Annotated in this window: 28 protein-coding genes and 3 pseudogenes; all 31 read left to right on the top strand. The window is 48.4% G+C overall.

The features are described 5' to 3' along the window. The first annotated feature begins 83 nt into the window (after positions 1-83). The 31 genes and pseudogenes from tuf to rplQ all read left to right on the top strand — a co-directional run bounded on the left by tuf (position 84) and on the right by rplQ (position 17,615). Positions 84-1,289 carry an elongation factor Tu gene (gene tuf, locus WCK19_RS09330; RefSeq protein ID WP_342397102.1) on the top strand — a complete coding sequence of 402 codons (1,206 nt, stop codon included), beginning with the start codon at positions 84-86 and terminating at the stop codon, positions 1,287-1,289. Between the two features lie 88 nt (positions 1,290-1,377). Continuing rightward, positions 1,378-1,686, top strand: coding sequence for a 30S ribosomal protein S10 (gene rpsJ / locus WCK19_RS09325; protein WP_341467512.1), 309 nt, complete (start codon positions 1,378-1,380; stop codon positions 1,684-1,686). A 75-nt stretch (positions 1,687-1,761) separates the two neighbouring features. After that, on the top strand, positions 1,762-2,427 hold the full coding sequence (rplC, locus tag WCK19_RS09320; protein WP_342397101.1) for a 50S ribosomal protein L3: 666 nt from the start codon (positions 1,762-1,764) through the stop codon (positions 2,425-2,427). Between the two features lie 10 nt (positions 2,428-2,437). After that, positions 2,438-3,085 carry a 50S ribosomal protein L4 gene (gene rplD, locus WCK19_RS09315; protein ID WP_342397100.1) on the top strand — a complete coding sequence of 216 codons (648 nt, stop codon included), beginning with the start codon at positions 2,438-2,440 and terminating at the stop codon, positions 3,083-3,085. Between the two features lie 19 nt (positions 3,086-3,104). Next, on the top strand, positions 3,105-3,389 hold the full coding sequence (gene rplW / locus WCK19_RS09310; RefSeq protein WP_342397099.1) for a 50S ribosomal protein L23: 285 nt from the start codon (positions 3,105-3,107) through the stop codon (positions 3,387-3,389). A 2-nt stretch (positions 3,390-3,391) separates the two neighbouring features. After that, the gene (gene rplB / locus WCK19_RS09305) at positions 3,392-4,219 is read left to right on the top strand and encodes a 50S ribosomal protein L2 (RefSeq protein ID WP_342397098.1); all 828 of its coding nucleotides are present in this window, start codon (positions 3,392-3,394) and stop codon (positions 4,217-4,219) included. Positions 4,220-4,296: 77 nt separating this feature from the next. Next, positions 4,297-4,578, top strand: a complete 282-nt coding sequence (rpsS, locus tag WCK19_RS09300; protein ID WP_342397097.1) for a 30S ribosomal protein S19 — start codon at positions 4,297-4,299, stop codon at positions 4,576-4,578. Positions 4,579-4,586: 8 nt separating this feature from the next. Then, complete coding sequence (rplV, locus tag WCK19_RS09295; protein WP_341467518.1) at positions 4,587-4,928, top strand: 50S ribosomal protein L22; 342 nt, start codon at positions 4,587-4,589, stop codon at positions 4,926-4,928. Further along, a complete protein-coding gene (gene rpsC / locus WCK19_RS09290; protein ID WP_342397096.1) occupies positions 4,929-5,606 on the top strand; it encodes a 30S ribosomal protein S3 in 678 nt (225 codons plus the stop codon). 6 nt (positions 5,607-5,612) lie between these two features. Then, positions 5,613-6,101, top strand: coding sequence for a 50S ribosomal protein L16 (gene rplP / locus WCK19_RS09285; protein WP_342397095.1), 489 nt, complete (start codon positions 5,613-5,615; stop codon positions 6,099-6,101). A 6-nt stretch (positions 6,102-6,107) separates the two neighbouring features. After that, complete coding sequence (rpmC, locus tag WCK19_RS09280) at positions 6,108-6,314, top strand: 50S ribosomal protein L29 (protein ID WP_342397094.1); 207 nt, start codon at positions 6,108-6,110, stop codon at positions 6,312-6,314. 33 nt (positions 6,315-6,347) lie between these two features. Next, positions 6,348-6,656, top strand: coding sequence for a 30S ribosomal protein S17 (rpsQ, locus tag WCK19_RS09275; RefSeq protein WP_342397140.1), 309 nt, complete (start codon positions 6,348-6,350; stop codon positions 6,654-6,656). Beyond that, positions 6,653-7,024, top strand: coding sequence for a 50S ribosomal protein L14 (gene rplN, locus WCK19_RS09270; RefSeq protein WP_341467523.1), 372 nt, complete (start codon positions 6,653-6,655; stop codon positions 7,022-7,024). Before rpsQ ends, rplN begins: the two co-directional genes overlap by 4 nt. Positions 7,025-7,055: 31 nt before the next feature. Then, positions 7,056-7,406, top strand: coding sequence for a 50S ribosomal protein L24 (gene rplX / locus WCK19_RS09265; RefSeq protein ID WP_342397093.1), 351 nt, complete (start codon positions 7,056-7,058; stop codon positions 7,404-7,406). A gap of 272 nt (positions 7,407-7,678) precedes the next feature. Continuing rightward, entirely contained in the window at positions 7,679-8,239 is a 561-nt protein-coding gene (rplE, locus tag WCK19_RS09260; RefSeq protein WP_342397139.1) for a 50S ribosomal protein L5, read from the top strand. 20 nt (positions 8,240-8,259) lie between these two features. Further along, the gene (locus tag WCK19_RS09255) at positions 8,260-8,445 is read left to right on the top strand and encodes a type Z 30S ribosomal protein S14 (protein ID WP_341467525.1); all 186 of its coding nucleotides are present in this window, start codon (positions 8,260-8,262) and stop codon (positions 8,443-8,445) included. 81 nt (positions 8,446-8,526) lie between these two features. Beyond that, positions 8,527-8,940, top strand: a complete 414-nt coding sequence (gene rpsH, locus WCK19_RS09250; RefSeq protein ID WP_341467526.1) for a 30S ribosomal protein S8 — start codon at positions 8,527-8,529, stop codon at positions 8,938-8,940. Between the two features lie 20 nt (positions 8,941-8,960). Next, a complete protein-coding gene (gene rplF, locus WCK19_RS09245; RefSeq protein WP_342397092.1) occupies positions 8,961-9,512 on the top strand; it encodes a 50S ribosomal protein L6 in 552 nt (183 codons plus the stop codon). A gap of 57 nt (positions 9,513-9,569) precedes the next feature. Further along, positions 9,570-9,941, top strand: a complete 372-nt coding sequence (gene rplR / locus WCK19_RS09240) for a 50S ribosomal protein L18 (protein ID WP_342397091.1) — start codon at positions 9,570-9,572, stop codon at positions 9,939-9,941. 15 nt (positions 9,942-9,956) lie between these two features. Continuing rightward, positions 9,957-10,433 (top strand): annotated as a pseudogene (gene rpsE / locus WCK19_RS09235) (30S ribosomal protein S5); the annotation flags it as partial. A 393-nt stretch (positions 10,434-10,826) separates the two neighbouring features. Further along, entirely contained in the window at positions 10,827-11,042 is a 216-nt protein-coding gene (gene rpmD, locus WCK19_RS09230; protein WP_341467529.1) for a 50S ribosomal protein L30, read from the top strand. An 18-nt stretch (positions 11,043-11,060) separates the two neighbouring features. Further along, positions 11,061-11,546 (top strand): 50S ribosomal protein L15, encoded by a 486-nt coding sequence (gene rplO, locus WCK19_RS09225; protein WP_342397090.1) that lies wholly within the window; start codon positions 11,061-11,063, stop codon positions 11,544-11,546. Positions 11,547-11,680: 134 nt separating this feature from the next. Beyond that, a complete protein-coding gene (gene secY / locus WCK19_RS09220) occupies positions 11,681-13,045 on the top strand; it encodes a preprotein translocase subunit SecY (RefSeq protein WP_342397089.1) in 1,365 nt (454 codons plus the stop codon). A 189-nt stretch (positions 13,046-13,234) separates the two neighbouring features. After that, positions 13,235-13,921 carry an adenylate kinase gene (locus tag WCK19_RS09215; protein WP_342397088.1) on the top strand — a complete coding sequence of 229 codons (687 nt, stop codon included), beginning with the start codon at positions 13,235-13,237 and terminating at the stop codon, positions 13,919-13,921. 134 nt (positions 13,922-14,055) lie between these two features. Then, positions 14,056-14,256 (top strand): annotated as a pseudogene (infA, locus tag WCK19_RS09210) (translation initiation factor IF-1). A 186-nt stretch (positions 14,257-14,442) separates the two neighbouring features. Continuing rightward, positions 14,443-14,556 (top strand): 50S ribosomal protein L36, encoded by a 114-nt coding sequence (gene rpmJ / locus WCK19_RS09205; protein ID WP_341467534.1) that lies wholly within the window; start codon positions 14,443-14,445, stop codon positions 14,554-14,556. A 24-nt stretch (positions 14,557-14,580) separates the two neighbouring features. Then, positions 14,581-14,961, top strand: a complete 381-nt coding sequence (gene rpsM / locus WCK19_RS09200; protein WP_342397087.1) for a 30S ribosomal protein S13 — start codon at positions 14,581-14,583, stop codon at positions 14,959-14,961. Between the two features lie 58 nt (positions 14,962-15,019). Beyond that, entirely contained in the window at positions 15,020-15,427 is a 408-nt protein-coding gene (gene rpsK / locus WCK19_RS09195) for a 30S ribosomal protein S11 (RefSeq protein ID WP_342397086.1), read from the top strand. 45 nt (positions 15,428-15,472) lie between these two features. Beyond that, the gene (gene rpsD, locus WCK19_RS09190) at positions 15,473-16,102 is read left to right on the top strand and encodes a 30S ribosomal protein S4 (RefSeq protein ID WP_342397085.1); all 630 of its coding nucleotides are present in this window, start codon (positions 15,473-15,475) and stop codon (positions 16,100-16,102) included. A 74-nt stretch (positions 16,103-16,176) separates the two neighbouring features. Continuing rightward, positions 16,177-17,079, top strand: a pseudogene (locus WCK19_RS09185) (DNA-directed RNA polymerase subunit alpha); the annotation flags it as partial. Between the two features lie 179 nt (positions 17,080-17,258). Further along, positions 17,259-17,615, top strand: a complete 357-nt coding sequence (rplQ, locus tag WCK19_RS09180) for a 50S ribosomal protein L17 (protein WP_342397084.1) — start codon at positions 17,259-17,261, stop codon at positions 17,613-17,615. Positions 17,616-17,621: the final 6 nt, after the last annotated feature.

Here is a 17,621-nt window from a genome sequence, read left to right as displayed (position 1 = left end):
ATTTAGAACTTATCAGTAGTTAAGCTAGAACTTCCGGTCGGTGTTCCGGGAGCGATTTAAACAGATCTTAAGGAGGAAATCAGGTGGCAAAGCAGAAGTTTGAGCGCACAAAACCGCACGTGAACGTAGGAACAATCGGACACGTTGACCACGGCAAGACCACCCTCACCGCAGCAATCACCAAAACGTTGGCGATGCGTGGCAAAGCCAAGTTTCGCGCGTTTGATAGTATTGACAACGCACCGGAAGAACGCGAACGCGGTATTACCATCGCCATCGCGCACGTAGAGTATGAGACCGATAATCGGCATTATGCTCACGTGGATTGTCCCGGTCACGCTGACTACATCAAAAACATGATTACAGGCGCAGCCCAAATGGACGGGGCAATTCTGGTAGTGAGCGCGCCGGATGGGCCGATGCCGCAGACCCGCGAACACATTTTGTTGGCGCGTCAGGTACAGGTACCCTCGATGGTAGTGTTCTTGAACAAATGCGACGTGATGGAAGACGAAGAGTTGTTGGAACTGGTGGAAATGGAAGTACGGGAACTGCTTTCGAAGTACAATTTCCCCGGCGATGACATCCCGGTAGTACGAGGGAGCGCCTTGAAAGCGTTGGAATGCCAGTCCACAGACTTGAACGCGCCAGAACTGAAGTGCATTTTTGATTTGATGGCAGCGGTGGACAGCTACGTACCGACCCCGGTACGGGCGATTGATAAGCCGTTCTTGATGCCGATAGAAGACGTATTCGCAATCAAGGGACGTGGCACAGTAGTAACGGGACGTATCGAACGCGGCACGGTGAAGGTGGGAGAAGAAATCGAGATAGTGGGAATGTCGGAAGAACTGCCGCGCAAGAGCGTAGTAACGGGCGTGGAAATGTTCCAGAAGACGTTGGACAGCGGACAAGCGGGAGACAACGTAGGCTGTTTGTTGCGCGGCATTGAGCGAGCAGACGTACAACGCGGACAGGTTTTGGCGAAGACAGGTTCGATTAAACCCCACACCAAAGTGAAAGCAGAAGTGTACGTATTGTCGAAGGAAGAAGGGGGACGGCACACCCCATTCTTCAACGGGTATCGACCGCAGTTTTACATACGAACAACGGACGTAACTGGATCAATCAAGTTACCGGACGGGATGGAAATGGTAATGCCTGGGGACAACGTGCAGATGACGGTAGAGTTGATAGTACCGGTAGCAATCGAGTTAGGGTTGCGGTTTGCAATTCGAGAGGGTGGACGAACGGTAGGAGCAGGTAGCGTTACCAGCATCATCGAGTAGTATCACCGAAAAAAACAGAAGTAGGGGCGGGTAAAAACTCGCCCTCCTGAGGCGCAAAAGTACGCGCCCCTACGGAGGATTTTAGTAAATGGCTGAACAAAAGATAAGAATACGCCTGAAAGCCTACGACCACAAGATTCTGGATCAGTCGGCGCAGCAAATCGTAGATGCCGCCGAGCGAACCGGGGCAGTGGTAGCAGGTCCCGTACCTTTACCGACTAGGATTGAGAAGTTTACTGTAACTCGCTCACCTTTTGTTGATAAGGATTCGCAGGAACACTTTGAAGTCAGGACTCATAAGCGCCTGATTGACGTTATCAAGCCCAGCCAAAAGACCATCAATGCGCTAATGCGCTTGAACCTCCCGGCGGGTGTAGAGATAGAAATTAAACTGTAGAGGTTTTTGCAAAGAGCGTATTTCTCTGTTAGGTTGACAGAGTGCAGGCGCTCCAAGTCGTAAGGACAATGAGAAATGGTAAATGCAATACTGGGCAAAAAGCTCGGCATGACCCAGATCTTCAATGAGAAGGGCGAAGCAATCCCGGTAACCGTAGTGCAAGCAGGACCCTGCAAAGTGGTTGATGTACGCACTCAGGATAAAAACGGTTACGAAGCTGTACAAATCGGCTTCGAAGAGAGTGCTCGTCTGAAAAAACCTCAAAGAGGTCATCAGAAGGAACTCCTTCGCATTGAAGGAGAGGGCATTAGTGCCAAGACCTATGGTCTGAAATTTTTGCGCGAAGTAGAAGCCACTAATCCTATTGCGGATTATAAGGTGGGAGACGAGATCGGTCCGGATGTGTTCAAAGAGAACGAACTGGTGGATGTCACCGGAACCAGCAAAGGTAAGGGTTTCGCCGGTGTGATGAAGCGTCACAACTTCCACGGTGGTCCTAAAACTCACGGTCAGAGCGATAGACGACGCGCGCCCGGTAGTATTGGCGCAGGCACAACGCCCGGTCGTGTGGTAAAAGGAATGCGTATGGCGGGACACATGGGTCAGGATCGCGTAACCGTCCACAACCTTAAAGTGGTAAAAATAGATACCGAGAATAATCTGATTTTAATCAGAGGTGCGGTACCCGGTTCGGATGGCGGCCTGTTGGTTATTCGCAAAGCGGTTAAACCCGTCAAGTAGGAGGACAGCAGTGCAGGCAACAGTTTTTAACATCAAGGGCGCCGAGGTAACAACCGTAGAACTAGACGATAATATCTTCGGTATTGAACCTAACACCGCGGTTATGCATCAAGCATTAGTACGCCAGCATGCAAACGCCCGTCAGGGTACAGCAAGCACCAAAACCCGCCAAGAAGTAAGAGGTGGCGGCAAAAAGCCTTATCGCCAAAAAGGCACTGGCAACGCCCGTCAGGGTAGCCGCCGTGCGCCGCAATATACAGGTGGTGCAGTAATTTTCGGTCCTAGACCGCGCAGTTATGAGAAGGATATGCCCCGCAAAATGCGTCGTCTGGCAGTTCGCTCAGCGCTCTCGGTTAAAGCGATAGAAGACAATTTGCTTTTTATTGACGGCTTTGAAGGGCTTGAACCACGCACTAAGTCAATGACTGAAGCGCTTGTTGCTTTGAAATTGAACGGACAGAAAGTGCTAATTCTGGTAGCCGAAAGAGATGAAACAGTGTATAGGGCAGCCGGTAACTTGGCAAATGTCAAAACACTGGTGGCGGGCTATCTGAATTTGGATGATATGTTTAAGTACACCAAAGTAATTGTACCGCTGGGTGCATTGGATGTGATAAATCGCATTCTAGGCAGTAGCACAGCAGCCGGGCAAGAATAGAGGGCGGCGGAGATAAGCTATGGATATGTATGGAATTATCAAGCGCCCTCTGATTACCGAACGCGCTAATGATAAAGCCGCAGAGGGCATCTACACATTTGAGGTAGATATACGCGCTAACAAGGTGCAGATCAAAGAAGCAGTTGAAAAGATTTTCAGCGTGGAAGTGATCAGCGTGAACACGATGCACATGCACCGAAAACAGCGCCAGCGCGGGCGCATCCAAGGCTACACCAACACGGGCAAGAAGGCAATCGTGCGCTTGAAGCCCGGCGACAGGATAGAAGTTTTTGAGGTAGCGTAAAAATGCCAATAAAAAAGTTTAAGCCTACATCGCCCGGTAGCCGGGGTCGCGCAATCAGCGATTACTCGGATATTACCAAACATAAGCCCGAAAAGAAGCTCACAATCATTCTTAAGAGTAAGGCTGGGCGCAATAATCAAGGTCGTATTACAGTACGCCACCAAGGTGGTGGTCATAAACGTCGCTACCGCATTATAGATTTCAAACGCGACAAGTTTGGAGTGGCTGCAAAGGTAATAGCGATAGAGTACGATCCAAACCGTTCATGCCGAATAGCGTTGTTGCGCTACTCTGACGGTGAGGTACGCTATATACTAGCGCCACATGGTTTGAAAGTGGGCGATAACGTAAAGAGTGGGCCTGAAGCTGAAATTCGCGTGGGGAACTCCCTACCGCTAAAGAATATACCGCTCGGTACTCAGATTCACAACGTTGAATTGTACGCTGGGCATGGCGGTCAAGTAGTGCGTTCAGCCGGTACGGTGGCGCAACTTATGGCGAAAGAGGGCAAGTATGCTACTCTGCGTATGCCTAGTGGTGAATTCCGATTGGTGCGAATCGAATGTATGGCAACCATCGGACAGGTAGGCAACCTTGACCACGAAAACGAGCGTTGGGCTAAGGCAGGTAAATCTCGCTGGAAGGGCATCCGTCCTACCGTGCGCGGTTCGGTAATGAACCCGAGAGACCATCCCCATGGTGGTGGTGAGGGTCGCGCACCGATTGGTTTGAAACATCCCAAGACTCCGTGGGGTAAACCGGCAATGGGTTATCGCACCCGTAACAACAAGCGTACAAACCGCTTTATTATACGGCGCAGAACTAAGTAAGGTAAGGATTAACCTAATCCCCGTCCCCCCTTTTCCAATAGGGGAAGGGGGGAAACAAGTGATTTGGTGGAGGAAAGATGTCGAGGTCATTAAAAAAGGGACCGTTTATCCAAGAGCGGTTGCTGGCTAAGATAGAAGGATTGAACGCTGCAGGGCAGAAAAAAGTGCTGAAGACTTGGTCACGAAGTAGCACTATCTTCCCTCAGATGTTAGGTCATACCATCGGAGTGTATGATGGTCGTCGCCATGTACCGGTTTATATAACCGAAAATATGGTGGGTCACAAGTTAGGCGAATTTTCGCCAACCCGCAATTTCCGGGGTCACGCAGGTGACGAGAAGAAAGCGAAAGGGCGGTAGGTGAGGAAATGGAAGTAAGCGCTACAGTAAAATCCGTTCATCACTCGCCTCGCAAGGTACGCTTGGTGGTGAATCTTATTAGGGGTAAGAAGGTAGATGATGCGCTGGCAATATTAAAGCATTTACCGCAGCATTCGGCACGAGATGTAGCAGCGGTACTGCAAAGTGCCAGAGCAAATGCCGAAAATAACCTTCTTATGTCGCCAGAGAAATTGTATATCAAAGCCATCATGGCGAATGAAGGCTCCCGTCTCAAGCGTATTCATGCCAGAGCGCGAGGGCGCGCTGACCGAGTCGTAAAGCGGTTAAGCCACATCACAGTTACGGTAGAAGAGCGAGAGGAGGAATAATTGGGACGCAAAGTTAATCCTATCGGCTTCCGGCTGGGCGTAACGAAAGACTGGCAGAGCCGTTGGTTCGCTGAAAAGGAATATACCAACTTACTGCATGAAGATATTAAGCTGCGGAAGATTATTTTCGGTCGTCTGAAGGCAGCGGCTTTGAGCAAAATCGAAATTCAGCGAAGTTCGACTAACCTCGAAATCACGTTGCATACTGCCAAGCCCGGCATTGTTATCGGAAAGAGTGGGCAAGCGGTAGATCAGCTTAAGAAAGAAATCGAGGACATGACGGGTAAGAAGGTGAAGCTCAATATCGAAGAGATTCGCCAGCCTGAACTCGATGCCTATCTGGTAGCAGAGAGTATCGCTGAACAAATCGAAAAGCGCGTGAATTACAAACGTGCCATGAAGCAATCGGTTACCCGTGCTATGCGTTTGGGTGCTAAAGGCATCAAAATCAAGTGCAGCGGTCGTTTGGCAGGCGCTGAAATGGCGCGAAACGCAATGGAAAAGGATGGGCGAATCCCGCTTCAAACTATCCGTGCCGATATTGATTACGGCTTGGTACACGCTTTTACCACTTACGGACGCATCGGCGTAAAAGTGTGGATTTACAAGGGTGATGTACTGCCGGGCCAGATGAAGAAAGTGAACCTGATGCCGGTTCAAGCCAGCGCGGAGGAGTAATGTGCCATGTTAATGCCTAAACGAACCAAATACCGCAAGCAACATCGCGGGAGAATGACAGGCAAAGCAACCCGCGGTAATTTCATAGCCTTCGGCGAGTTTGGCTTGATGGCTCTTGAACCGGGATGGGTTGATAGCCGCCAAATCGAGGCAACTCGGCGTGCCATTACTCGCTATGTGAAGCGCGGCGGACAAATCTGGATACGTATTTTCCCGGATAAGCCTGTAACCGCCAAACCTGCCGAAACCCGTATGGGTAGCGGTAAGGGCGCACCCGATCATTGGGTGGCAGTAGTTAAGCCCGGTAGAGTTTTATTTGAAATTGGCGGCGTTCGCCGTGACTTGGCGGAAGAGGCTATGCGCCTTGCTGGTCATAAATTGTCTATACGAACCAAGTTCGTTGACCGCCTAACTGCTCCCAAACCCGGCATTGCCGCGGAAGAAGAAGTGGAATTGGTGGAAGATAATGCTGAAGCCGGAGAGGGCGAGGAGTAGTTAAAGATGAGAATTAATGAACTACGCGCCTTGAATGATGAGCAGCTTGAAGAGCAAGTCCAAGACCTGAATAAAGAACTCTTTAACCTGCGCTTTCAGTTGGCTGCTTACAAGAATCCCAGCCCGGCGCGTTTTGGTCAGGTTAAGAAAAAAATCGCCCGCATCAAGACAATTCAGCGGGAGCGCGAGTTGCATAATCTGGTGGCGCAATAACAGGCTGGTAGTTGAATTTTAAGGAACGAAATGATGGCTGAAAATCTGGAACAAATTAAAGAGACAGCTTCTGCCGCTACCGAGCCGAAAAAAGTGCGTACCGTTAAGGTCGGCAAGGTAGTGAGTACCAAGATGGATAAAACCATCGTGGTAGAAGTTGAATATCTTAAGAAACATAAGTTGTATAAGAAGGCTATTCGTCGTCATACCAAATTTAAGGCGCATGACGAAGAAAACACTGCAAAGTTGGGCGATGTGGTACGAATTGAAGAGTGCCGACCTATCAGCAAGGAAAAACGCTTCACGCTGGTAGAGATAATCGAAAGAGGAGTTGCCCTGTGATACAGCCTACTACTCGTCTCAAGGTCGCCGACAACACCGGAGCAAAAGAAGTTATGTGCATCCGGGTGATGGGTGGCAGCAGCCGTCGCTATGCGGGTATAGGCGACATTATAGTTTGCGCCATAAAATCGGCTTCGCCCGGTGGTCAGGTCAAAAAGGGTCAGGTGGTAACTGCTGTAGTGGTTCGCACTAGAAAAGAATACCGCCGTCCAGATGGCAGCTATATCCGCTTCGATGACAATGCAGCGGTGCTTATAAACCCTGCTACCAATAACCCGACTGGCACTCGTATATTCGGGCCTGTCGCGCGTGAGTTGCGCGAGAAACAATTTATGCGAATAGTCTCCCTAGCGCCAGAAGTATTATAAAGCGTATCTAGGGATAAACGGAGTAACGGAAATGGCAAAAGTGCGGAAGGGTGATACGGTACAGGTAATCACCGGGAAATATAAACAGAAACGAGGCAAGGTAAAACGCGTATTGCCTGAAAGTAATAAGGTAATCGTGGAAGGCGTTAATATAGTAAAACGCCATATCAAAGCCCGCTCCCAGATACGTCAAACTGGTATTGTGGAAGTAGAAGCACCTCTGCAAGTTAGCAATGTAATGCTGGTTTGCCCGAGTTGCAATGAGGCAGTGCGAATAGGCTTCCGTGAAGAAAATAACGAGAAAGTTCGTTTCTGCAAAAACCCTGATTGCGGAGCAACTATCCCGGATTCAACCGGTTGGGTCAGACATACCGCTGAGTAAGCGGGGAACTAACTTAAAAATTAAACTGGAACAATTATTAGCCCGCACAAAGACCGCTGCCCTTCACTGCCCGGTACGGGTAAGGTGGCAGGTCAACGGGGGCCGCCAAGGTTACCCGAATAGGTTTGGAGCGGGAAGGAGCGTACAGTTAAGTGGCAGATAAAGGCAAAGCAGGGGGTAAGCAACCGTCAAAGGGAGGAAAGCCGCAACAGCAACAATCCCAGTCGGCATCTTCCAAAGGCGCCCCAAAAGGTGTTACAGTAGAGAAAGCAATAGGTCATGCAGCGCAAGTACCTAATCTCAAAACTAAATACCTAGCAGAAGTTATACCGGCATTGATGAAGGAATTTAACTTCCAGAATGCAATGCAGGTTCCTAGAGTTAACAAAGTAATAATCAACATGGGTTTGGGTGAAGCCATTGCCAATGCTAAAGCGTTGGATGCCGCAGTAAGTGACCTTACCGCGATAGTTGGGCAGAAACCAATTGTGAACCGCGCCAAGAAAAGCATTGCTGCCTTCAAGTTAAGAGAAGGAATGCCTATAGGCGTAAGCGTTACATTACGTGGGGATCGAATGTACGAATTCCTCGATCGCCTTATGAACATAGCGCTTGCTCGTGTCCGTGACTTTACTGGAGTACCTACCAAGTCATTTGATGGACACGGAAATTATACTCTGGGTTTGAAGGAACAAATCATCTTCCCGGAGATTGATTACGATAAAGTTGATAAACTGCGCGGTATGGAGGTGACGATAGTTACCTCTGCCAAGAACGACGAAGAAGGTCAGAAGCTGCTTGGGCTTCTGGGTATGCCGTTCCGCAGATCATAAGCAGAAGGAAACCGGACAAGATGGCAAAAGAATCAATGGTTGTTAAGTCTCAACGCAAGCCGAAGTTCAAGGTCCAGGGTTATAATCGCTGCAAGATTTGCGGACGTTCCCGCGCCTATATGCGAAAATTCGGGATGTGCCGCATTTGCTTCCGCGAAAACGCTCTGAAAGGCGTTTTACCCGGTGTCAAGAAATCAAGCTGGTAGCGTAAGAGCAAAGACCGCCTCGAGATAACAGTGTTGGGCAGAAAGTCCCGCTGAGAGAAGGCTTTTAAGGGGAGTTTATAGATGAACGTAACCGATCCGATTGCGGACATGTTGACCCGAATCAGGAACGCATCCTCGGCTCGCCACTCGGAAGTAATAATGCCGAGCAGCAAGCTGAAGGTATCTATTGCAAAGATTCTGCAGGATGAAGGCTATGTCCTGAATTTTTCCGAAGAGCAGACTGAAGCAATGAAGTTGCTGAAAATACAATTAAAATACGTCGGCAGTGCCAGTGGTGGCTCTAAACGAGCAGTTATTACCGGCATAAAGCGCGTCAGCCGTCCCGGTTTGCGCATATACGCCAAGCGTAGCGAAATTCCAAAAGTAATGAATGGCTATGGCATTGCTATAGTTAGTACTCCGCAAGGTGTAATGACCGGGCGGCAAGCATGGCGTGCTGGAGTAGGCGGCGAAGTGCTGGCGTACGTCTGGTAGTTAAATAGGAGGACGGAAAAGTGTCGCGTATTGGACGCAAGCCGATAACCCTTCCCAAGGGCGTAGAGGTAAATATTGAGGAAGGCAACCTCGTTCATGTCAAGGGACCTAAAGGCGAATTATCGCGCCAGCTAGAACCCTCGATTATCTTTGAGCGAAACGATGCCACCATCGAGGTAAAACGTCCGGATGATAGCAACAGAAGTCGCGCTATGCATGGTTTGACCCGTACCTTGCTTGACAACATGGTTGTCGGAGTGAGTGCTGGCTACCGTCGTGACTTAGAAATCGCTGGCGTAGGTTACCGTGCTGTCAAAGATGGCAATGACTTGGTGCTATTACTAGGCTTTAGTCATGCTACTAAGTTACAGCCCCCCGATGGTATTACATATGTAGTAGAGGGTACTACTAAAGTCTCGGTGCAGGGCATAGATAAAGAAATTGTAGGCGCACAAGCCGCTCGTATCAGGGCGTTGCGTCCGCCGGAACCCTACAAGGGCAAAGGCATTCGCTTAGCCGGTGAAGTAATTCGCCGCAAGGCTGGTAAAGCCGGTAAAGCTGGCAAGAAATAAGACTACAGGTGCAGGGTATTGATACTCTGACCTAATATAGGGAGCTTGTAAAAGACTATGCGCAGAATTAGACGAGATTTGAGTCCGCGACAGCGGCGGCAGATTCGGGTGCGCAGCAAGATAAGTGGCACACCCGAAAGACCGCGCCTCAACGTCTTCCGTAGCGCCAACCACATCTACGCGCAGGTGATCGATGATTCTATCGGTCATACCCTTGTCTCAGCGAGTACGATGGATAAGGAGGCCCGCCCTGAATTTAAGGACGGTATCAACAAGACTGATGAGGCGAAACTGGTTGGAAAGATTGTAGCAGAGCGCGCCAAAGAGAAAGGCATTACCAAAGTGGTCTTTGACCGTGGCGGTTATCTTTATCACGGGCGTATTAAGGCACTGGCTGACGCCGCCCGCGAAGCCGGTTTGGACTTTTAAGGAGCGCGAATTCAGATGGCAAGAATTGATGCAAGCAAATTGAATTTGGAAGAGCGCGTGGTCCAAATCAACCGCGTAGCTAAAGTGGTAAAAGGTGGTCGCCGCTTCAGCTTTAGCTCTATGGTAGTGGTTGGCGATGGTCAGGGTTATGTAGGCGCGGGTATCGGTAAAGCCGGTGAAGTGCCGGATAGCATTCGCAAAGGCGCTGAAGATGCTAAGAAGAACCTGATCAGAGTGCCTCTTGAGGGTACCACCATACCACACGAAATTACCGTGAAGTTCGGCGCTAGCAAAGTAATGCTGCGACCAGCTTCTCCGGGTACCGGCGTAATCGCGGGTGGTGGGGTACGTGCTGTTCTTGAAGCCGCAGGTATCAAGGATATTCTCTCAAAGTCGCTGGGTAACAACAACCCGGTTAACACCGTGCGTGCTACTTTGTTAGCGCTTTCTCAATTGAAAGTGCGTAATGACGAAGAAATCAAGCGTAGCAAACCGTTCCGCACCTTCGGTCTTGGTCCTACCGATGAGAAGGTGGCAGTACCTGAGCGCAAGTTCGGTATCCTTGTGCCTGTCTCCAGCGGTAGCGATCGTGGTCCTCGCCGTGACAGAAAAGACCGGGATGGCGGTGGTCGTGGCAAACCCGGTGGCGCTGGCGGTCAGCGTCGTGATGACCGCAGGGGTGGGGGAAACCGCCCTGCTGGTAGAGGCACTCCCAGAAGTGATAATGGAGTGAGACCTGAGTCTGAAGCTCCAAAAACTGAAGCGAGTGGCGGCGAGTCTTCCGCTAATTAACAGGAAATCCGTTTTGAGGGGTAAACATTTTGAATGTTGCCCCTTATAAATCGGAAATTACACTTGAGATAAGTTGTAAGAAATAGGTAAGCGATGGCTGATAATAAAGTGAACAATCAAGCGGAAACTACGGGTAAGACTGTTACCTTTACATTGGTAAGAAGCACTATTCGTTCGCGCGCTGACCACAAGCAAACTATTGCTTCGTTGGGTTTACACCACTTGCGCCAGTCCAACACGCTGCCGGATAACCCGGCGGTGCGAGGTATGATTAAGTACGTGCGCCATTGGGTGAAGGTCGAAGAGTAGGTTAAGGAGTATAAATTAATGCAACAGCATGACTTAAAACCGGCTCCTGGTAGCACCTCGGCTCCCAAGCGCGTAGGTCGTGGTCACGGTTCGGGTTTGGTAAAGACCAGCGGCTTCGGTCAGAAAGGTCAAAAAGCTCGTACTGGACATCACAAAGTACCGGTCTGGTTTGAAGGCGCACCTTCAAAGGTTAACACCTTTAAGCGTACCGGTTACAAACGTGGTACCGGATTCAACAATCCAAATCGGGTTGAATATGAAGTGGTAAACCTTTCGCAATTGGAAGATTGGGAAGGTGGCGAGGTTACAGTTGAGACTTTGATAGCACGTCGCTTTATACGTACCAACAAACCGGTAAAGGTGTTGGGTAGGGGCGAGATTAGCAAAGCTCTGACGGTAAGAGTTCATCGCCTAAGCGAAAGCGCAAAGCAGAAGATAACGGCTGCCGGTGGCAACTATGAGGAATTGACTCCCGCTGAGAGCGGTGAGGAAGACGCCGATTAGGTTATAAAGCGTCAGGTTAAAGGATATAAAATCGCTATTGGACAAAATCTTGTATAATAGCAAAGTTGCCTATAGCAGACTAAACCCTGCAACCTGATGCTAAACCTAAATCCTGCGGAGGAAAATCACCAACAATGCTAAAAGCTGTTATCAAAGCATTTGGAATACCTGACCTGCGGCGACGCATATTTTTTACGCTGGGTATTCTGGTAATCTTTAGAGTTATCGCCCACGTTCCGTTGCCCGGTATTTCAAGTGAGATTAAATCTAGGCTTACCAACCTGATAAGTGGCGTTGATGCGCCTGCTGGTAGTAGCCAAGGTATCGGTAGTGTGCTGGGCTTTTTGAATATATTTTCGGGAGGAAGTCTCAGTAACTTCTCGATTGTGGCAACTGGGGTATATCCCTATATTACTGCTACAATTATTATGCAGTTGTTACAGCCGATTATACCGGCACTGGAAAACCTTTCAAAAGAGGGTGAGCGAGGTCGCGCTGTAATTAATCGCTGGCAACATATCATAACTGTACCGATTGCGGCAGTTACCGCTTACGGTCAAATAGTATTACTTAAGAGCCAGAATGTAATTACCGGAACTGATGCTCAAAAGCTCTCATTATTCGGCGCAAGTGCTGACTTCGGGCTAACCGTTACCGTAGTTGTTTCTATGACAGCCGGAACGATGATATTGGTCTGGATGGGTGAGTTAATAACCGAATTTGGTATTGGTCAGGGTGTCTCAGTGCTTATATTTGGAGGTATCGTCTCGAACCTGCCTTCAACCTTGGTGCGTACTAGCCAAACGGGGGTTGCTCAAAACATCATCTCAATCTTGATTATCGCAGTTGTTGCCTTACTCTCGATTGTAGGAATTGTGTTGGTGCAAGAAGGGCAACGCAAAATCCCGGTCAAGTTCCCGCGTCAAACGCAGGGCAACCGGGTTTATGGTGGTCAAAGCACATATATACCCTTAAAAGTTAACTCAGCTGGTATGATTCCGCTAATATTTGCCAGCAGTATTATCATATTTCCAACTACGGTGGCAGGATTCTTTGTTCGCCCCAACCAGCCCGATGATGTGATAAGCCAAGCTGCAAACTGGGTAGTTGTGAATTTTGGTCCTAGCAGTATTTTGTATCAAGTAGTGTATTTTGGAATGGTGGTAGGTTTTACTTATTTCTATACACTCGTACTCTTTAATCAACAAAATATTACGGAAAGTCTCCGGGATAGAGGTGGCTTTATACCGGGATACCGACCGGGCAAACCAACCAATGACTTTTTAATGAAGGTTTTGAACCGTATAACCTTGCTGGGAGCTTTGTTTCTAGGCACGATTGCGGTGTTACCCTTCTTGCTGGGTGCTATAGTCCAGTCTCAAGTCAATACATTTTTGAGCAGTACATCGCTTTTGATTGTGGTTGGTGTAGCTGTGGATACCATGAAACAGCTTGAAGCCCAGTTGACCATGCGCGAATATCAGGGCATACTCCGTTAAAAAAGGGTAGCTCTGATATAAACCTGATAAAGTAGGGCTATACAAACCATATACAAAATTGATACGTTCTGCTCTACTTTTCAGTTGTTGTCCTTCTTAAGCCTATGTTATAATAGTGTAGCATTTCACAAAGTGCGCATATTTGGGTTAGGCAACTTGCGAAGATGGAAGTTTAGGGAAGGAGCCGCGATGTATATAATTTTACTTGGAGCACCTGGGGCAGGAAAAGGCACTCAAGCCAAATTGTTATCGGAACGATTGGATATAGCTCATGTATCCAGTGGCGATTTGTTAAGAGATAACATCAAACGTGGTACAGATTTAGGCTTGCAAGCCAAAGGTTTTATGGATCGTGGCGAGTTGGTGCCGGATGAAACTGTTATCAATATGATAGTAGAGCACCTGTCAACGCCTAGTTGTACTCATGGAGCAATGTTGGATGGGTTTCCGCGTACAATTCCGCAAGCCGATGCGTTAAATGTGGCATTGCAAAATGGATTTAGACAGGGCGTAACCGCAGTATTATACATAAGGGTGGAAAACGAAGAACTGTTAAGCCGCCTTAGTGGTCGCTGGATTTGCAGGTCATGTCAAACTCCTTATCACGAAGTGTACAGCGCACCTCGCGTAAAAGGGGTATGCGACAGTTGCGGTGGCGATTTGTACCAGAGAGAAGATGATACTCGCGCAACCGCCGAGCGACGCTTGCAGGTTTATTTTAACCAGACATTGCCATTGATAGATTATTACCAAAAACGTGATTTGCTCATTGAAATAGACGGGCAACGCGAAGTGGAAGAAGTCAATCGAGACCTGATAAGTGCTCTTAAGAAAGTGGAACAGCCGGGGGGAGTTACTGAGTCGTTGTTGGCGTAATGACTCATTGCAAGCGGCAGGCATCTGTTAAATAAGGACATTTTCTAGTTGGCGGTTTCTCTGCAAAGTGAGTAGATGGGACCGCTATTCTTACCTGTAAAAGTAGAAATACATAAAACAGGCGAGCAAATTTAATCGAGGTAGCAGGAAAAGTGATTGAAGCCTTTTACCCAACGCTATGTTCCAAGTAGAACGGGAAGAAGGTCACAAAGTGCTGGTAGGGTGAACGGAAAAATCTGATTAAACTTCATCCGTATCTTGCCCGGTGATCGCGTTCTGGTAAAGCTATCGCCTTATGACTTATAAGAAAGCAAATCACTTATCGTCGCAAGTAAAAAAATAGCAGGGTAAATGGCAACCCAGCTATGATAATAATATTGAAATGCCTTTTGGAAGTTTGCCAAATCTACATAGGTTGTGGTACAATTTGCAATTGTCTGTATAAACAGGGAAAAACTAAAACGATATAAAGCACTTTAAATTTAGAGTGTTATAATCGTGTAAATTGAGGGGATTTAGCGATGAAGGTACGTGCATCGGTGAAGCCGCGCTGCGAAAAATGCAAAATAATCCGGCGTAAGGGAGTGGTAATGGTAATTTGTTCTACTCCTAAACATAAACAGCGTCAAGGCTAGTAAGATTTTTGGAGGATAGACCGCATGGCGAGAATTGCCGGGGTTGATTTACCCCGCGATAAAAGAGTTGAAATAGGTCTCACCTATATTTTCGGTATAGGGCTAAAAACGAGTCAGAAAATTCTTGAAACGGCTAATATAAGCCCCGATACCAGGGTTCATACACTTACTGATGATGAAGTTCATCGGTTGCGTGAAATAATCGATCGTGAGTACCGCGTAGAAGGTGACTTGCGTCGAGAAGTAAACCTGAATATTAAACGCCTGGTAGAGATTGGTTGCTATCGTGGCAAACGCCACCGCGCCGGGTTACCGGTTCGCGGGCAGCGTACCCGTACTAACGCACGTACTCGCCGTGGTGGGCCTCGCCGTACCGTTGCCGGTAAAAAGAAAGCAACGAAGTAATCTAGTTTTAATTGCCAGGTGGGCTTTCCCACTGGTAGGCTGAGCTAAAGGAGCAAGGATGGCTGAGAAAAGTGGCGGTAAAAAGCGCGTTGCCAAAGTAAAACGTCGGGAGCGGAAGAATATTCCGAAGGGGCAGGCGCATATTCAATCTACTTTTAACAATACAATTGTTACTTTGACCGATCCCAAGGGTAATGTATTAGCTTGGGGTAGTGCAGGCGCAAGCGATTTTAAGGGTTCTCGGAAAAGCACCCCTTATGCTGCACAGGTAGCCGCGGAAGGTGCTGCACGCCGGGCAATGGATCATGGCTTGCGTCAGGTAGAGGTATTTGTGAAAGGTCCGGGCTCCGGGCGTGAAGCCGCAATCCGCTCCTTGCAGGCGAGTGGTATTTCGGTGGTATCTATTACTGATGTTACCCCGATCCCACACAACGGTTGTCGTCCGCCCAAGCGCCGGCGTGTATAAAAGATTGATCTGAAGCGTCTAACGAATATAAATTAGTGAGGAATAATGGCTAGATATACTGGTCCGGTCTGCAGGCTCTGTCGGCGCGAAGGTGTAAAGTTAATGCTCAAAGGGGAACGTTGCATGACTTCCAAATGCGCCTTTGAGAGCCGACAGGAAACACCCGGTGTACACGGCGCAAAACGCCAGCGCAAACTCAGCGATTATGGTACGCAGTTGCGTGAGAAACAAAAAGCACGTCGCATTTACGGAGTGCTGGAAAAGCAATTTCGCAAACATTATGATGAAGCGCGGCGACAAACCGGTGCTACCGGTGAGCGGTTGCTCCAGATTTTGGAATTGCGAATGGATAACCTGATTTACCGGATGGGGTTTGCCGATTCCCGTAAGCAGGCGCGACAGTTGGTCAGACACGGTCATTTTGCTATAAACGGACACAAAACTGACATACCTTCCTATATAGCCAAAATCGGTGATACGGTTACCCTTGTCGAAAGAAGCAAGGAAAAGACCTATTTCAAGGTTGTGGCGGATAGCATTGGAAAGCATGATGCTCCGTCTTGGCTTACTCTTGACGCTAAGGGTTTAACTGGTCGAGTAGTGCGGTTGCCTGAGCATGCCGAAATTGATTCGCTACTTGAGACTAACCTTATAGTCGAATATTATAGCCGCTAGTAGTCAATTGTCGGCAACCGGATTGGATATTATTTAACCCGGTTCCCCAACTAAGGAAGAGGAGGCTGGAGACCTTGTTCGATGTAGCGTTGAAGGTCGAGAATGTGGCTACTGCGGAGAATTACGGCAGGTTTAAAATTGAACCGCTGGAGCCCGGATACGGTACAACCTTGGGTAACGCCTTGCGTCGCATCCTGCTATCATCTATTCCTGGCGCGGCGATTACTTCAATCAAGATAGATGGTGTGTCTCACGAGTTTACATCCCTTCCTAATATAAAGGAAGATGTGACAGAGATTATCTTGAATGCCAAGCGAATCCGTTTGCGCAGCTATAGTGAACGTCCGGTACGCATGAATCTGTCCTTGCGGGGCGAACGGGTAGCTTGTGCTGGCGATATTGAAGCGCCGGGTCAGTTGGTTGAAATCATTAATAGTGATCAACCGATTGCTACGCTAGATAGCGCTGATGCCCGTTTGGATATGGAATTGACGGTTGAGAGAGGCGTGGGTTATATACCTGCGGAAAACCGTGACAATATGCCTATCGGTGTAATCCCGGTGGATGCAATTTTCACGCCTATACCGCGCGTAAATTATGTGGTTGAACATACCCGCGTTGGTCAGATGACTGATTATGACCGATTGTTGCTGGAGGTCTGGACCGATGGTTCGATTGAACCGGGCGAAGCTCTTAGCCAAGCTGCTACTATTCTGAGGCAGCATAGTGAAATTATAGCCAACTTTAACCGCACCACTGAACCGGAACGGGAACAGTTGCCGGGCGTTGGAACTATCGAACCTAAACTTTATGAAACGCCGATCGAAGACCTGAATTTGTCAGTGCGTACTTATAACTGCTTAAAGCGCAGCAATATTACTAAAGTTGGTCAAATTCTGGCAATGGATGAAAAAGACCTATTGAGTGTTCGCAATTTCGGGCGGAAATCTTACGATGAGTTGCGAGAACAATTGATTAGGCATGGCTTTATGAGCACTGCCACTCCAATTGGGCCTTTTGCTGGCACAGGCTTGTATGAGGACTCCGATGAGGATGGCTCGCTTACATCCGGTGACGGTGACGATGGTTTCTACGGCGGCAACAGTGGGTTGGACGACGAATAGTTAGAAAAGATATAATCGCGAGGATTTAGATCATGAGACACGGAGTAGCCGGTCGCAAATTTGACCGACCTACAGGGCAGCGCCTCTCAATGTTCCGCAATTTGCTGATATCAGTTATTGCTCACGAACGCATTCGGACTACTGAGGCTAAAGCTAAAGAAATCCAGCCTATGATTGAACATCTGGTTAGAATCTCCGTTGAGGATAATATCCCCAGTCGCCGTATTGTAACCAGTAAATTGTCCAATTCTGCGGCGGTAAATAAGCTCTTTACAGTTATCGGTCCGCGCTATACCGATCGCAAAGGTGGTTATACCCGTATTATTAAATTGGGTACTCGCTTGGGTGATAATGCGGAGATGGTGATTATAGAGTTCGTACCAGCTTAATCAATA

Origin of the sequence: Candidatus Chlorohelix sp., assembly GCF_037138995.1 — a bacterium.
Classification (GTDB): Bacteria; Chloroflexota; Chloroflexia; order Chloroheliales; family Chloroheliaceae; genus Chlorohelix.
This window is presented reverse-complemented; position numbering and strand designations above follow the sequence as displayed.

Bases quoted from the DNA above. Each gene is read 5' to 3' on its own strand.
- rplQ (WP_342397084.1), top strand. From the start codon at position 17,259: ATGAGACACGGAGTAGCCGGTCGCAAATTTGACCGACCTACAGGGCAG.
- rplC (WP_342397101.1), top strand. From the start codon at position 1,762: ATGGTAAATGCAATACTGGGCAAAAAGCTCGGCATGACCCAGATCTTC.
- rplR (WP_342397091.1), top strand. From the start codon at position 9,570: ATGCGCAGAATTAGACGAGATTTGAGTCCGCGACAGCGGCGGCAGATT.
- rpsK (WP_342397086.1), top strand. From the start codon at position 15,020: ATGGCTGAGAAAAGTGGCGGTAAAAAGCGCGTTGCCAAAGTAAAACGT.
- rpsJ (WP_341467512.1), top strand. From the start codon at position 1,378: ATGGCTGAACAAAAGATAAGAATACGCCTGAAAGCCTACGACCACAAG.
- rpmD (WP_341467529.1), top strand. From the start codon at position 10,827: ATGGCTGATAATAAAGTGAACAATCAAGCGGAAACTACGGGTAAGACT.
- rplX (WP_342397093.1), top strand. From the start codon at position 7,056: ATGGCAAAAGTGCGGAAGGGTGATACGGTACAGGTAATCACCGGGAAA.
- rpsD (WP_342397085.1), top strand. From the start codon at position 15,473: ATGGCTAGATATACTGGTCCGGTCTGCAGGCTCTGTCGGCGCGAAGGT.
- rpmC (WP_342397094.1), top strand. From the start codon at position 6,108: ATGAGAATTAATGAACTACGCGCCTTGAATGATGAGCAGCTTGAAGAG.
- WCK19_RS09215 (WP_342397088.1), top strand. From the start codon at position 13,235: ATGTATATAATTTTACTTGGAGCACCTGGGGCAGGAAAAGGCACTCAA.
- rplW (WP_342397099.1), top strand. From the start codon at position 3,105: ATGGATATGTATGGAATTATCAAGCGCCCTCTGATTACCGAACGCGCT.
- rpsH (WP_341467526.1), top strand. From the start codon at position 8,527: ATGAACGTAACCGATCCGATTGCGGACATGTTGACCCGAATCAGGAAC.
- rpsS (WP_342397097.1), top strand. From the start codon at position 4,297: ATGTCGAGGTCATTAAAAAAGGGACCGTTTATCCAAGAGCGGTTGCTG.
- rpsM (WP_342397087.1), top strand. From the start codon at position 14,581: ATGGCGAGAATTGCCGGGGTTGATTTACCCCGCGATAAAAGAGTTGAA.
- rplV (WP_341467518.1), top strand. From the start codon at position 4,587: ATGGAAGTAAGCGCTACAGTAAAATCCGTTCATCACTCGCCTCGCAAG.
- rpmJ (WP_341467534.1), top strand. From the start codon at position 14,443: ATGAAGGTACGTGCATCGGTGAAGCCGCGCTGCGAAAAATGCAAAATA.
- WCK19_RS09255 (WP_341467525.1), top strand. From the start codon at position 8,260: ATGGCAAAAGAATCAATGGTTGTTAAGTCTCAACGCAAGCCGAAGTTC.
- rplO (WP_342397090.1), top strand. From the start codon at position 11,061: ATGCAACAGCATGACTTAAAACCGGCTCCTGGTAGCACCTCGGCTCCC.
- rplB (WP_342397098.1), top strand. From the start codon at position 3,392: ATGCCAATAAAAAAGTTTAAGCCTACATCGCCCGGTAGCCGGGGTCGC.
- secY (WP_342397089.1), top strand. From the start codon at position 11,681: ATGCTAAAAGCTGTTATCAAAGCATTTGGAATACCTGACCTGCGGCGA.
- rpsQ (WP_342397140.1), top strand. From the start codon at position 6,348: ATGGCTGAAAATCTGGAACAAATTAAAGAGACAGCTTCTGCCGCTACC.
- rplP (WP_342397095.1), top strand. From the start codon at position 5,613: ATGTTAATGCCTAAACGAACCAAATACCGCAAGCAACATCGCGGGAGA.